This is a genomic window from Amycolatopsis sp. NPDC045836, assembly GCF_056431745.1.
On record NZ_JBWKKF010000003.1, the window covers coordinates 269,028 to 282,273 of the forward strand.

Below are 13,246 nucleotides of genomic sequence, written 5' to 3' on the forward strand. Positions count from 1 at the left end.
ACGGATCAGCGGCCGTGATGCCAAAGGGGCAAACCGAAATTCGTCCCCAGCTGCTGTCCCCCCGGACGGCCGCGGCCGCCGCTTCCCCCTGATCGACCTGCGGTGCCCAGTCTAGGCGACGGCCACCGCAAAATGTCAACCTCGGAATACAATTGTCCCGGAAACGCTCCGCGAATATTCGACGATTCCACATCGGCCGAACCCGCCATTCCGCCGAAAGTAGCCCGAGTGCGACTTTTTTCGCGCCTCACCACCCGGCGGAGTGCTCCACCGGGCGGAGCACCGCGCTGGCGTAGGTGCCTCCCCAACCGGCGGCGGTCACCAGCACCGACCGGGTGGCCGCGTCCGTCCCCGGTTCGAGATAGCCCGTCACCTCGGGCAGCGGATCGCACAGGCCGGTCAGCCGCGGCACCCAGCCGGTCCGGACGGTCTCCAGCGCGCAGATCGCGGACAGCACCGCCGTGGTGCTGTGCAGGTGACCGGCCTGCGCGCCGACGTTGGCCAGGGTGACCTCGCCGGGCCGCCACACCCGCCCCAGCGCCCGCGCTTCGGCCAGGTCGAGCACCGCGGTGCCCCGCGCGTCGCCGTAGACCGCGGTGATGTCGGCGAGAGCGAGCCCGCCGTCCGCCACGGCCCGGCGGAAGCTTTCCGACCACGCCTGCCCGTCCGGCTCGTTGCCCGCCACCCGGTGCGCGTCCGAGGTCACCGCGTGGCCGGCGACCTCGGCGAGGGCGGTCGCGCCCCGGGCGCGCGCGTGGTCCAGGCTTTCCAGCACCAGCGCCGCGCCGGCGGCACCGAGCACGCAGCCGGTGCTCTCCCGTTCGTAGGGACGAGCGGCGCCGGTGGCGAGCAGGCCGAGCCGGTCGTAGCCGAAGCGCAGCATCGGGGTGAGCTCGTCGGCGCTCACCGCGAGCACGACGTCGGCTTCACCCCGGCGGATCAGGTCGGTGGCGTAACCGAGGCCGAGCACCCCGGCGGCGCAGCCGGTGGCCAGGGTCGACAGCGGGCCCTTGAGCTGCAGGCTCAGGCAGGCGTGCCCGGCCGCGGCGTTCGCCACCGAATTCGGGAACAGCCGGGGGTGGACCCGGTGCGGACCTTCCCGACCGATGGTCTCGGTCAGCTTGGCCACCGTCTCCAGCGGGCCGGTGCCGGTGCCGAAGACCAGGCCGACCCGCTCGTTGTTCGCCCTGGTGACGGTGAACCCGCTGTCCCGCAACGCCATTCGCGTCGCGGACAGCACCAGCAGGCCGAGCTGGTCGAGCCGGCGGGCGTAGGCGGGGTCGACGTGGTGGCGGAAGCGGACGGTGTCCACGGCCCCGGTGCCCACGGCTCCGGACCGGATGGCGGCGACGAACTCCCGTTGCCCGATGCCCAACGGCGACACCACCCCGGCGCCGGTGACGACCACCCGGCGGTGCGCCAGCTCGGGCACGGGACCGGCAGCGCGGCCCAGCACCAGCGCGCAGTTGTTGCCGCCGAACGCGGAGGAGTTCGACAGGATCACCTCCGGCTCCGCCGCGCGGGCGGCCGACGGCACGAGATCGCGGTCCACCGGCACCGCCGGGTCCACGCCGACCGTCGGCGGCAGCAACCGGTCGCGCAACGCCAGCACGCACACCGCGGCCTCGACCGCACCCGCGGCCCCGAGCAGGTGTCCCACCTGCGACTTGGTGCTGCTCATCGGCGGCGGAACCGAGCCGAACAACGCGTCGACCGCCTTGCTTTCGGCGGCGTCCTCGGCCGGGACGCCGGAGCCGTGGCCGTTGACGTAGTCGACGTCGCCCGGCTCCAGTCCGCACCGCGCCAGCGCCTCGGCCATGGCCCGGCGCATGCCGTCACCGACCGGATCGGGGGCCGTGGCGTGGTGGGCGTCGCTGGTCAGCGCGTACCCGCGGAGGTAACCCAGCACGGCGGCACCGCGTCCGGCCGCCACGCTCTCCGCCTCCAGCACGAGTATGGCGGCGCCTTCACCGAGGTTGAGCCCCGAACCACGCGAAAACGGCGCACACGGCTGGGCATCGAGCGCCTTGAGGCTGTGAAACCCCGCGAACGAAACGATGTCGAGCAGGTCGACCCCACCGGCCAGCATCACGTCGGCCCGGCCCGCGCGGACCACGTCGGCCGCGTACCCGATGGCGTTCGCGCCCGCGGCACCGGCGTTGGCGAACACCGCCTTCGGCCCCTTCAGCCCGAAGGTCGCGCTGACCGCGTCCGCCGCGGTGTGGGGCGGGCAGACCAGCAGGTGGTGCCGCCGCGCGGCCTCCGGCCCGTCGTGCAGCAGCTGCCAGTGGAACCGCTCGCCCTCCGCCAGCCCACCGGCCGAGGTGCCGAGCGCGATCCCCACCCGGTACGGGTCGGCTTCCGCCGGGTGCAGGCCGGCCTGCCCGATCGCCTCCGCCGCCGTGGTGAGCGCCAGTTCGCTCGCCCGGTCCAGCCTGCCCTTCGGCCGCCGCACCGGGGCGGGCACCACGCCGAGTTCACCGGCGCGGTGGCAGGACAGCGTCGACACGTCGAGGCGCCGGACCGGCCGGATCCCGCTGTCGCCACGGACGATCGCCCGCCACACCTGATCGGTGTGCGCGCCGAGGGCGCAGTTGAGCGCCACCCCGGTGATCACGACCCGCTCTGGCCGCCGTGCCATTCACGTGCTCCTCGTCAGCCGACCGGAACGCCGGAACTCGTGGGCACCAGGAACGGCGCCGAGGTGGTGCGGATGCGGTGCCCCGGCCCGCCGAGCGCGAAGTCCAGGCCGGACGCGGCCACCGCCCGGTCCACCCGCGCGACGCCGATGGCCAGCCCGAGCGACGGCGAGAACACCGCGTGCACCACGGTTCCGACCTCGTGCTCGCCGATCCGCACCGGTGTGCCCGCCGCGGGCACGGCGGTCAGTTCCTGCCGCGCCACCCAGCACACCGGCCGCCGCAGGGTGGCCTCGGCACGCCGGGTCAGCAGCGCGGCCTTGCCGACGAAGGTCCGGTCGAAGTCGACCATCCACTGCAGACCCAGTTCGAGCGGATCGCTGCCCTCGCCGGACGCCTCGCGCTCGAGGTTGGCGGAGCGGTTCTCCATCCGGCAGATGTCCAGTGCCGCGCTGCCGCACGGCACCGCGCCGGAGTCGGCCAGCCGCTGCCGCACCTCGTCCGCCGCGTCGGCGGGCACGTGCAGGACGCAGCCGTGTTCGCCGGTGACCCCGCTCCGGCGGGCCACCACCGTCCCGGCCGGGAACGGCCCGGACTTCTGCGTGACGAGAGGGGTTTCCGGGCCTTCCAGCGCGAACACGCGGTACCGGTCGCTGACGTCGGTGAGCACCACGTCGTCGCGTGCCGAGGCCAGTCCGGCGAGGTGCTCGCGCACGGCACCGGCCTGCGCGGGCCACACCTCGACCAGGTACCCCTCACCCGTGGCGTGGATCAGCACCTCCGCGACCACGGTGGCGTCCTCGCGCAGCAGCAACGCCGCGCAGACCCGGCCGTCCTGCAGGAAGTCCACGCTCCGGGTGGCGGTGTGGCCGAGGAACGCGGTCGCGCCGGGACCGGCCGCGGTGAACAGGCCCGCGCCCGCGTGGTCCAGCAGCCCGCAGCCGCCGCGCAGCGCCCAGTACTCCGGCGCCGTGCCGGTGTGCACCTTCTCCATCAACGGTTTTCCTTCTCCCGCGCGATGTGGTCGACGAGCCGGTTGAGCGAGAGCAGGCTCCCGGTGTCGCCGTCGGTGATCACCACCCCGTACCGCTCCTCGACGGCCATCGCCAGTTCGAGGGTGTCGATGGCGTCCAGCTCCAGCCCCCCGCCGAGCAACGGCTGGTCGTCCCCGATCAGTTCGGGCTCGACGTCGAGTTCGAGCCGTTCCACCAGCAACCGCTTCACCTCGTCGCACAGCCGTTGCCTGGCTTCGGCGGCGGCGCGGGTTTCGGCCGGGGTCAGCACCTCCGCCTCACCCGCACAGCGCGTCGCCGGGCGTCCGGCGGCGGAGTTCGTCGGCGAACCCGGCCCAGCCCTCGGCGCACTCGTTCGCCAGTTCGGCGGTGAGCGCGGTGCAGTGCAGGGGCACCGCGCCGACGAGGGCGTCCCACCGGTCGATCTCGGTCGTGTGCGCGGACAGCCAGCGCTGCAGCGCCCGGCCCTCCTCGGTGAAGCCGAGAGCCGGGCTCCGCCCCAGCGTCCGCCGGATCCCGGCCCGGTCCCGCACCCCGCGCTCGACCACCCGGCGGACCGCGGCGCCGCAGTCCGCGCCGTCCGTGCGCAGCTTCAGCGGCACCGGGTCCTGCCCGCGCCGCACCCGGTCGCGGACGTCCCGCGCGGTGCCGGTCGACAGGCCCGTGCGCCCGGCGATCCGCCGCGGTGAGGCGTCCGGCTCGCTCTCCACGATCTTCGCCGCCGCCCGGCGGCCGTCGATCGTGCTGAACGGGCGCACGCGGCCCGCCAAGGCCGCCCGCGCGAGCTTCGCCTCCACGACCAGCGCGCCGGAAACGCACGCCGCGAATCCACGCACCTTCCGCCGCAGCGACGCGGCGCCCCGGTTCACCGCGTCGATGAACCGGGTGGTGCGGCGGTGGACCAGGACCATCGAGATCAGCGCCACGGCAACTCCCCCTGCACTGGTGTTCCGTGGTACCGACCTTCGCAGGACCCCCTTGCAGTTCCCTTACAACTGGGCCGGTCGTGGCATTCGCGCGCCCACCCTGCCACCCCGTTGAAGCGTCGCTGCGGCATTACGCCAGGCGTGTAACGTGACAGTCACGGTGAATACCGGTTCGAGAGTGCCAGGAGCCGCAGTGGAGTTTCGGATTCTCGGCCCCGTCGAGGTGCACGGCGCGACCGCGCGAGCCCGGCTGGGCGGCGCCAAGCAACTGGCGCTGCTGGCCACGCTCACCGTGCACGCCAACCACCTGACCACCACCGAGCAGCTGATCGACTCCATCTGGGCGGACGCGCCGCCGTCGGGCGCGGTGGCCGCCGTGCACACCTACGTCTCCCGGCTCCGGCGCTCCTTCGACGCGGTGGAACAGGACGGCGGCAAGCGGATCGTGACCCGGCCGACCGGGTACGCGCTCAACCTGGCGCCCGGCGAACTCGACCTGGAGAAGTTCCGCGAGCACGTGAACCGCGGACGGCACGCGGCCGACGCCGGCCGGTTCACCGACGCCTCCGCCGAACTCGGGGTGGCGCTGGCGCTGTGGCGCGGACCGGCACTGGTCGACGTCTCCTCCGAGGTGCTGCAACGCGTCGAGGTGCCGCGGCTGACCGAGGAGTGGCACAGCGCGGTGGAACGCCGGGTCGCCGCGGACCTGGAACTGGGCAGGCACGCCGATCTGATCGGGGAACTCCGCGCGCTGACCTCCGCGCACCCGCTGCGCGACCAGTACTGGCGCCAGCTGATGCTCGCGCTGTACCGCAGCAACCGGCAGGCCGAGGCGCTGGCCGTCTACGAAGAGGTCCGGAAGCTGCACGCCGAGGAGATCGGCATCGATCCCGGGCACGAACTCCAGCAACTGCACGTGGCGATCCTCGCCGACGCCCCGTCGCTGAGCGAACCCGCCGCTCCTGCCCCGCCGCCCGCTCCCGCGCCGCGGAAGCTGCCGACCCCGGCCCAGCTGCCCGCCGACATCGCCGGGCTGATCGGGCGTGAATCCGTCGCGGAAAGCGTTTCGGCGTTGCTCAAGGCGGGACCGGAACGGCACGCGACCCCGATCGCGGTGCTGGCCGGCTTACCGGGGGTCGGCAAGACCGCGCTGGCCACCCACGTCGCGCACCGGCTGCGGCCGCGGTTCCCCGACGGGCAGCTGTACGTCAACCTGCGTGGGTACGCGCTCGCCGAGCCGGTGCTGCCCGCCGACGTGCTGGCCAGGTTCCTGCGTGCGCTCGGCCTGCCGTCGGACCTGGTGCCGCTGGACACCGACGAGCGGGTGGCGATGTACCGCTCCCTGCTGGCGGACAAGCGGGTGCTGATCGTGCTGGACAACGCCAACGCGGCCGAGCAGGTGCGCCCGCTGCTGCCCGCGGAACCGGGCTGCGCGGTGCTGATCACCAGCCGGGACCTGCTGTCCGGGCTGACCGCGCGCGACGGCGCCGACCGGTTCACCCTCGACGTGCTCACCCCGGCCGACGCGATGTCGTTGCTGGGCACCGTGCTCGGTGAGGCCCAGGTGCGCGCCGAGCCCGAAGCCGCCGGGGAACTCGCCGAACTGTGCGGGTACCTGCCGCTGGCGCTGCGGATCGCCGCGGCCAACCTGTCCACCCGCCGCCACAGCGGGGTGCGCGAGTACGTGGAGCGGCTGCGCGCGGGCAACCGGCTGGCCGCGCTGGCGGTGGAGAACGACGAGCAGACCGGGGTGCGGGCCGCGTTCAACCTGTCCTACGCGTCGCTGACCACCGACGCGGCACGGCTGTTCCGCAGCCTGGCGCTGGTGCCGGGCCCGGACTTCGACACCTACGCCGCGGCCGCCCTGCTGAACACCGACCTGCCCCGCGCCGGGCAGCTGCTCGGCGCGCTCGCCGACGCCAGCCTGGTCCAGGACGCCGGTCCCGGCCGCCACCAGCTGCACGACCTGGTGCGGCAGTACGCGCTGTACCGCGGCCGGTTCGAGGACGACGCGGCGATCCGCGACAGCACCCTTGGCCGCCTCTACTCCTATTACTTCCAGACCACCAAGGCGGCGTCCGGGCTGATCGAACCGACGCGCGAGCCGCCGGAGCCCCCCGAGCACCTGCCGCGGGTCCGGGTGCCGGAGTTCGCCGACCGCGCGGCGGCGGCCGCCTGGTTCGACCAGGAGGACCCCAACCTGCGGGCCGCGGTGAACCACGCCGCCGAGCACGGCCCCCGGCCCTACGCCTGGTACCTGGCCGACGCGATGACCTCACCGCTGGCGCTGGCCCCCCGGTTCGCCGACTGGGTGACCGTGGCCCAGATCGGGCACCGGGCCGCGGCCGCGGCGGGTGACCTGGCGGGTGAGGCGATCATGCTGCTCAGCCTCGGCCACGCCTACAACACCACCGGCAGGCTGGTGCTGGCCATCGACGCGCTCCGGCGGGCGCTGGAGCTGTACCGGCAGCTGGACCGCTCGATCTACCAGATCCCCTGCCACCACACGCTCGGGGTGTCCCTGCTGTGGACCGGGCAGCTGACCGAGGCCGTCGAGCACCTGACCACCACGCTGGAGCTGTGCGAGCAGAACCCCTTCCCGAACCACGACGGGTACGCGGGTGGCGCGCGGCACGGACTCGGCGTGGCCTACCGCTACCTCGGCAGGCTGCCCGAATCGCTGGAGCTGCTGACCCGCTGCTGCGAAACCCTGCCCGAGGGCGTCAGCCGGTACGTGCTGGCGTCGTGGCGCTTCAGCCTCGCCCTGACCTACCGCGACCTCGGCCGGTTCGACGAGGCCATCGGCGAACTGACCGAAACGCTGGAGGTCTACGAGCAGCTGGGCAACGCGTTCGGCATCAGCCGCTGCCTGGTGGCGCTGGCCAGCACCTACGCCCAGACCGGGCAGCACAGCGCCGCGGCCAGCAGCTGCACGCGCGGGCTTTCCCTGGCCCGGCAGGTGAAGCACCGCCGGACCGAGGTCGACGCGCTCAACGTGCTGGGCAGGCTCTTCGAGGAAGAGGGCGACCTGGGCAAGGCGGCCACGCACCACGCGCGGGCGCAGAGCATCGCCGACGGCATGGGGCCGTACCTGTTCGGCCGGATCGAAGCCAAGATCGGGCTGGCCTCGGTGGCCGAACGCGAGGGGGACACCCACACCGCGCGGCTGCACGCGGAGGCCGCGCTGGACTCGATCCGGGACACCGGTTTCCTGTTGCACGAGCCCCCCGCCCGGCTGGTGCTGGCCAGGATCGACCGGGCGGCGGGGGACGAGCCAGCCGCCGCCCGCCACGGCAACCTGGCCCTCGCCGCGGCCCGCCGGGCCGGGCAGCGCGCCTGGGAAACCCGGGCCACGCGCCAGCTCCACCGCTTCGCCCACCGGATCCTCGCCGGCGAGCAGCCCGCGAACGACTGGATCGGAGATCCATGAGCACGGACACCGTCGCGCTGGACGGCGAGTACCTCCAGGACCGGCACGCACTGTACGAGCGGTTGCGGCAGGAGCGGCCGGTCTGCCCGGCGGTGCTGCCGGACGGGTTGCGGGTGTGGCTGGTGACCCGGTACGCCGACGCCCGTGAGGCGCTGGCGAGTCCGTTGCTGAGCAAGGATTCCCGGCGGGCCGCACCGCTGCACGACCAGCAGGAGCAGGAGGGCGTGCGGCGCACCTTCCTGGCCGAGGTGCTCCAGTCGCACATGCTGAACCTGGACCCGCCCGAGCACACCCGGCTGCGCAAGCTGCTCAGCGGGGAGTTCACCCCGCGCCGCGTGGAGTTGCTGCGCCCGTGGGTCGAAGAGGTGGTGGACGGGCTGCTGGACCGGATGGCCGGCCGCGAGCGGGTGGAGCTGCTGACCGACTTCGCCTTCCCGCTGACCGTGACCGTGATCGGCGAGCTGTTCGGGGTGCCCGCCGCCGAACGCGACCGGTTCCGGGAGATGTCCAACGGCATCGCCTTCGCCACCAGCCCGGAGTCCGCCGGGCGGGCTTCGGCGGAGATGGCGGGCTACCTGGCCGACCTGGTCGGGCGCAAGCGCACCGGGGACGACACCGACCTGCTGGCCGACCTCGCCCGCGGCGGCCGGCTCGACGAGGTCGAACTGGTGTCCATGGCCTTCCTGATGCTGACCGCCGGCTACGAGTCGACCGGCCACCTGATCGGCAACGGCATCGTCAACCTGCTGGCCAATCCCGAGCAGCTGGCGGCCCTGCGGCGCGATCCCGAGCTGCTGCCCTCGGTGGTCGAGGAGCTGCTCCGCTACGACGGCACCGCCGCGACCACCACGCTGCGCTTCACCACCGCCCCGCTGCGCCTGGGCGACGTGGAGATCCCGCAGGGCGAGTTCGTGCTGGTGATGCTCGGTTCGGTGAACCGGGACCCGGACCAGTTCGCCGAACCGGACCGGCTGGACGTGACCAGGAAACCCAACCGGCACCTGGCTTTCGGCTACGGCGTGCACCACTGCCTCGGTGCGCCGCTGGCCCGGCTGGAGGGTCAGGTCGCGATCGGCAGGCTGCTGGCGCGGTTCCCGGAGCTGACGCTGGCCGTGGCACCGGAAGAGTTGCGCTGGCGGGAAAACCTCCTGTTCCGGGGGCTGGAATTGGTGCCGTTGCACCCTTCCCCGTCCGGTCACGACGAGTAGCCTGGACCGCACCAAGCGTCCGGCCGCAGTGGAGGAGTCCCGTGAGCACGCCCCTGACCCCGGATGAGCGATTCGCGAAGGCGGCCACGGCGGAGGCGGTCGACCGCGCCGCGGAAGCCGCGCGGGCGAACGGCCTGACCGTCGAAATCGCCGCCACCGTGCCCGACGCGCGGAAACTGGTGACCGGATTGCTTCCGCCGGGCAGAACCGTCTTCACCACCGGGAGCGAAACCCTGCGCCTGTCCGGCATCGCCGAGGACATCGACGAATCCGGCCGGTTCGACTCGCTGCGGGCCCGGCTCGCCGAGGAGAACGTGCTGCTCGACCCGGAACAGGCGCGGCTGCGCACCACCACCCCGGACGTGGTGGTCGGCAGCGTGCACGCGGTCACCGAGCACGGCCAGTTGCTCACCGCCTCGGCCAGCGGCAGCCAGCTGAGCCCGTACGCCTTCGGCGCGGCCCAGGTGATCTGGGTGGCGGGGGCGCAGAAGGTGGTGCCGGACCTGGAAACCGGGCTCCAGCGGATCCGGGCCTACGCGTATCCGCTGGAGCACGAACGCTGCATGAGGGTCTACGGGCAGCCCAGTTTCCTGTCCAAGATCCTCATCCTGGAACGGGAGGTCTTCCCCGGCCGGGGGACGCTGGTGCTGATCCGCGAACCCATCGGCTTCTGATTCAGGAGAGGTGCTCCCGGCCCGCCGGTGCCGACCAGTCGAGGTCCGGACCCAGCGGCACCAGCCCGGACGGGTTGATCCAGGTGTGCGTCAGGAAGTAGTGCCGTTTCGTCTGCGCCAGATCAGTGGTCCCCCGGAACTCCTCCCGCTGGTAGAGATCCCGGGTGTACCCCCACAGGTTCGGATAGTCCACGAGACGCCGCAAACCGGCTTTGAAGTGCACGGCGTAGACCGAGTCGAAACGCACCAACGTCACCCAAAGCCGGATGTCGGCATCGGTGAGCCGGGCGCCGAACAGGTAGCGCCGGGTCGACAGCCGCTCCTCCAGTTCGTCCAGCGCCCCGAACAACGAGCGCACCTCCCGCTCGTAGTCCGCCTGCGCCGGCGCGAAACCGCACCGGTAGGGTCCATTGTGGACCCGCTCGAAGAGGAACTCGTTGAGCTCGTCGATCTGCGGGCGAAGCCGCTGCGGGTACAGGTCGATGTCCTTGGTGGCCCACTCGTCGAACGCCGTGCCGACGTCGGTGCTCAGGTGCCGGAAGTCGTTGCTGGCGATCTTGCCCCCGGCCTTGTCCCACAGCACCGGAGCCGAGTAGTGCCCCTCGAAACCGGGCTTGGTCGCCTGGTACGCCTCGCTGAGCAACGCGAACCCGTTCACCTCGTCCACGCCGTGCCCCTCGCCTTCGCGGAAGGCCCAGCCCCGGCCGTCCCGCATCGGGTCCAGGTACGACACCGAGATGACCTCCTCCAGCCCCTTCAACGCCCGGGTGATCGTCACCCGGTGGCAGAACGGGCAGGGTTTGGCGGCGTACAGGTGGTAACGCCCCGGCTCGGCCCGGTAGCCGCTGGAGCCGTCGGCGGTGATCCGGTTCGGGAACACGGGACCCGGCCGCGCGGGCTTCTCCCCGGGCGGGGTTTTCGGGGGTTTCGGCGCGTACGGGCCGTACGCCTCGAAGTCCACCGGGCTGGCGACTCGCGGTTCGCTGCTCATGTGGGGTCGGATTCCTTCCGGGGGAACAGGGGCATCGCGGACAGCAGTGCCCGGGTGTGGGGGTGGCTCGGGGCGACCAGTACCTCGTCCGCGGGCCCGGTTTCGACGATACGGCCCGCACGCAGCACGGCCACCCGATCGGCGACCTGGCGGATCACCCCGAGGTCGTGCGAGATGAACAGCATGCTCAGCCCCAGTTCCTCCTGCAGCCCGGCCAGCAGGCGCAGCACCTGCGCCTGCACCGAGACGTCCAGCGAGGAGGCCGGTTCGTCGCAGACCAGCAGGTCCGGCCGCGGGCCGAGGGCCCTGGCGATCGCCACCCGCTGGCACTGACCGCCGGACAGCTCACCGGGGCGCCGCCGGAGCAGCGCCGAGGGCAGCGCCACCTGGTCCATCAGCTCCCGCACCCGGGCCGCCCGGTCGCCGATGCCGAACGCCCGCAGCGGCTCGGCGATCAGCTCGGCCGTGGTGAACCGGGGATCGAGGCAGCTGAACGGGTCCTGGAAGACCAATTGGACCCGCCGCCGGAACCGCCGCAGCCCGGTTCCCCGCAACGCGGCGAGATCGGTGCCGTCGAACAGGATCCGGCCCGCCGTCGGGGTGAGCAGCCGGACGAGCAGGCCGCCGACGGTGGACTTGCCCGCCCCGGATTCCCCGACCAGGCCGAGGGTTTCCCCGCGGCCGACGGAGAAGCTGAGCTCGTCCACGGCGACCGTGCGCCGGCCGCGGGACCGGAAGACCTTGGTCAGGCCGTCGACCTCCAGCAGGGGCCGCACCGGAGCGACCCGGGGGGCGAGCAGGCGCCCGGTGTGCGCGGCGGACACCAGTGCCGCGGTCCGCGGGTGCGCCGGCGCGCCGAGGAGCCGCCGGGGCGGGCCCTGCTCGGCCACCTTCCCGTCGGCCAGCACGACCACGTGCCCGGCGCGTTCGGCGACGATGCCGAGGTCGTGGGTGATCAGCACCAGCGCGGTGCCCGTCCGTTCGGTGAGCGCGGTGAAGTGGTCGAGGATCCGCGCCTGCACGGTGGCGTCGAGCGCGCTCGTCGGTTCGTCGGCGATGACCAGTTCCGGCCGCCCGGCCAGGGCCGCCGCGATGAGCACGCGTTGCCGCATCCCGCCGGACAGCTCGTGCGGGTACTGCCGGAAGCACCGGCCGGCCTCGGGCAGTCCGGCGGTCTCCAGCAGCTCGACCGCCCGCCGCCGGGCTCCGGCGCGCCCGGCGAGTCCGTGGATGCGCAGCGTCTCGGCCACCTGCACGCCGATCGGCACCACCGGGTTCAACGCGGCCATCGGGTCCTGGGGCACCAGCGCGATCGACCGGCCGCGCAGCGCCCGCAGCTCCCGCTCCCCCAGGCCGAGCAGTGACCTGCCCGCGAAGTCGATCCGCCCGCGCACCACCGCCGACGCGGGCAGCAGGCCGGTGATCGCCCGGGCCAGCGTGCTCTTGCCCGAGCCGGACTCACCGACCACCGCGACCGTCTGCCCGTGTTCGACGGTCAGCTCCGCCCCCGCCAGGGCGGGCACCTCACCGGTCCGCCCGGCGTAGGCGACGTGGAGGTCGCGCACCGACAGCACCGGGCTCACCGCCGCGCCCGGTACAGGGCGGTGACCGCCAGGACGGTGCACACCACGGCGAGGCCGGGGAAGGTGGTCAGCCACCACGCGGTGCCGACGTGGTCCCGGCCGGCGGCGGCCAGCGTGCCCCAGTCCGCCGCCGGTGGCCGCGGCCCGAAGCCGAGGAAGCTCAGCGAGGACGAGACCAGCATGGCCACCCCGAGTCCCATCAGGCAGAGCAGCAGCACGGGCCCGGCCGCGTTCGGGACGACGTGCCGGAACAGGGTGGTCACCGGGCGGACACCGCTCACCGTGGCCGCGGCGACGAACGGCCGCGCCCGCACGTGCAGCACCTGGGCCCGCACCACCCGGCACAGCGGGGCGGTGCTGGAGATCGCCACGGCAATGGTCACGTTGACCACCGATCCGCCGAGGATCCCGATGACGGCCAGGGCGAGCAGCAGCGACGGAAAGGCCAGCAGCACGTCGACCACCCGCATCAGCACCGCGTCGAGCCAGCCGCCGAAGTACCCCGCGGTCAGCCCGACCACCGACGCGACCAGCAGCGACGCCGTCACGCCGAGCAACGCGACCAGCACCGACGGGCGGGCGCTGTGCACCACCCGGCTGAACACGTCCCGGCCGAGCTGGTCGGTGCCGAAGAGGTGACCGGTGCTCGGCGGCAGCAGCACGTGTTCCGGATCGACGGCGTCCGGGGCCACCGAGGTGACCAGCCCGGGCGCCAGCACGCACACCGCGATGGCGACCAGCACCACCGTCGCGAGGACGGGCCCGACCCGGACGCGCATGGC

Annotated in this window: 10 protein-coding genes; 3 read left to right on the top strand and 7 right to left on the bottom strand. The window is 73.3% G+C overall.

Annotated features, from left to right (window positions below; all coding sequences use genetic code 11):
• Nucleotides 1-247: 247 nt before the first annotated feature.
• The 4 genes from AC07EG_RS06130 to AC07EG_RS06145 are packed head-to-tail and all read right to left on the bottom strand — an operon-like array spanning nucleotide 248 to nucleotide 4,578.
• The gene (locus tag AC07EG_RS06130; RefSeq protein WP_478251926.1) at nucleotides 248-2,641 is read right to left on the bottom strand and encodes a beta-ketoacyl-[acyl-carrier-protein] synthase family protein; all 2,394 of its coding nucleotides are present in this window, start codon (nucleotides 2,639-2,641) and stop codon (nucleotides 248-250) included.
• Between the two features lie 14 nt (nucleotides 2,642-2,655).
• Nucleotides 2,656-3,633, bottom strand: a complete 978-nt coding sequence (locus AC07EG_RS06135; RefSeq protein WP_478251927.1) for a glycine cleavage T C-terminal barrel domain-containing protein — start codon at nucleotides 3,631-3,633, stop codon at nucleotides 2,656-2,658.
• A complete protein-coding gene (locus AC07EG_RS06140; RefSeq protein ID WP_478251928.1) occupies nucleotides 3,633-3,923 on the bottom strand; it encodes a phosphopantetheine-binding protein in 291 nt (96 codons plus the stop codon). The genes AC07EG_RS06135 and AC07EG_RS06140 overlap by 1 nt, the downstream gene beginning before the upstream one ends.
• A gap of 7 nt (nucleotides 3,924-3,930) precedes the next feature.
• Nucleotides 3,931-4,578, bottom strand: coding sequence for a hypothetical protein (locus AC07EG_RS06145; protein ID WP_478251929.1), 648 nt, complete (start codon nucleotides 4,576-4,578; stop codon nucleotides 3,931-3,933).
• Between the two features lie 193 nt (nucleotides 4,579-4,771).
• On the opposite strand from AC07EG_RS06145, the gene AC07EG_RS06150 reads away from it, so the two are divergent.
• Genes AC07EG_RS06150 through AC07EG_RS06160 form a run of 3 tightly spaced genes read left to right on the top strand, consistent with a single transcriptional unit; the run spans nucleotide 4,772 to nucleotide 9,890 of the window.
• Nucleotides 4,772-8,008 (top strand): AfsR/SARP family transcriptional regulator, encoded by a 3,237-nt coding sequence (locus AC07EG_RS06150; RefSeq protein WP_478251930.1) that lies wholly within the window; start codon nucleotides 4,772-4,774, stop codon nucleotides 8,006-8,008.
• Nucleotides 8,005-9,216 carry a cytochrome P450 family protein gene (locus tag AC07EG_RS06155; RefSeq protein ID WP_478251931.1) on the top strand — a complete coding sequence of 404 codons (1,212 nt, stop codon included), beginning with the start codon at nucleotides 8,005-8,007 and terminating at the stop codon, nucleotides 9,214-9,216. The genes AC07EG_RS06150 and AC07EG_RS06155 overlap by 4 nt, the downstream gene beginning before the upstream one ends.
• 41 nt (nucleotides 9,217-9,257) lie before the next feature.
• Nucleotides 9,258-9,890 carry an LUD domain-containing protein gene (locus AC07EG_RS06160; protein ID WP_478251932.1) on the top strand — a complete coding sequence of 211 codons (633 nt, stop codon included), beginning with the start codon at nucleotides 9,258-9,260 and terminating at the stop codon, nucleotides 9,888-9,890.
• A gap of 1 nt (nucleotide 9,891) precedes the next feature.
• On the opposite strand, the gene AC07EG_RS06165 is transcribed toward AC07EG_RS06160, so the two are convergent.
• Genes AC07EG_RS06165 through AC07EG_RS06175 form a run of 3 tightly spaced genes read right to left on the bottom strand, consistent with a single transcriptional unit; the run spans nucleotide 9,892 to nucleotide 13,243 of the window.
• Nucleotides 9,892-10,881, bottom strand: coding sequence for a glutathione S-transferase family protein (locus tag AC07EG_RS06165; RefSeq protein ID WP_478251933.1), 990 nt, complete (start codon nucleotides 10,879-10,881; stop codon nucleotides 9,892-9,894).
• The gene (locus AC07EG_RS06170) at nucleotides 10,878-12,464 is read right to left on the bottom strand and encodes a dipeptide ABC transporter ATP-binding protein (RefSeq protein ID WP_478251934.1); all 1,587 of its coding nucleotides are present in this window, start codon (nucleotides 12,462-12,464) and stop codon (nucleotides 10,878-10,880) included. Before AC07EG_RS06170 ends, AC07EG_RS06165 begins: the two co-directional genes overlap by 4 nt.
• Nucleotides 12,461-13,243, bottom strand: coding sequence for an ABC transporter permease (locus AC07EG_RS06175; protein ID WP_478251935.1), 783 nt, complete (start codon nucleotides 13,241-13,243; stop codon nucleotides 12,461-12,463). The genes AC07EG_RS06170 and AC07EG_RS06175 overlap by 4 nt, the downstream gene beginning before the upstream one ends.
• Between the last annotated feature and the right edge of the window lie 3 nt (nucleotides 13,244-13,246).

Bases quoted from the DNA above. Each gene is read 5' to 3' on its own strand.
- AC07EG_RS06130 (WP_478251926.1), bottom strand. From the start codon at position 2,641: ATGGCACGGCGGCCAGAGCGGGTCGTGATCACCGGGGTGGCGCTCAAC.
- AC07EG_RS06135 (WP_478251927.1), bottom strand. From the start codon at position 3,633: ATGGAGAAGGTGCACACCGGCACGGCGCCGGAGTACTGGGCGCTGCGC.
- AC07EG_RS06155 (WP_478251931.1), top strand. From the start codon at position 8,005: ATGAGCACGGACACCGTCGCGCTGGACGGCGAGTACCTCCAGGACCGG.
- AC07EG_RS06165 (WP_478251933.1), bottom strand. From the start codon at position 10,881: ATGAGCAGCGAACCGCGAGTCGCCAGCCCGGTGGACTTCGAGGCGTAC.
- AC07EG_RS06175 (WP_478251935.1), bottom strand. From the start codon at position 13,243: ATGCGCGTCCGGGTCGGGCCCGTCCTCGCGACGGTGGTGCTGGTCGCC.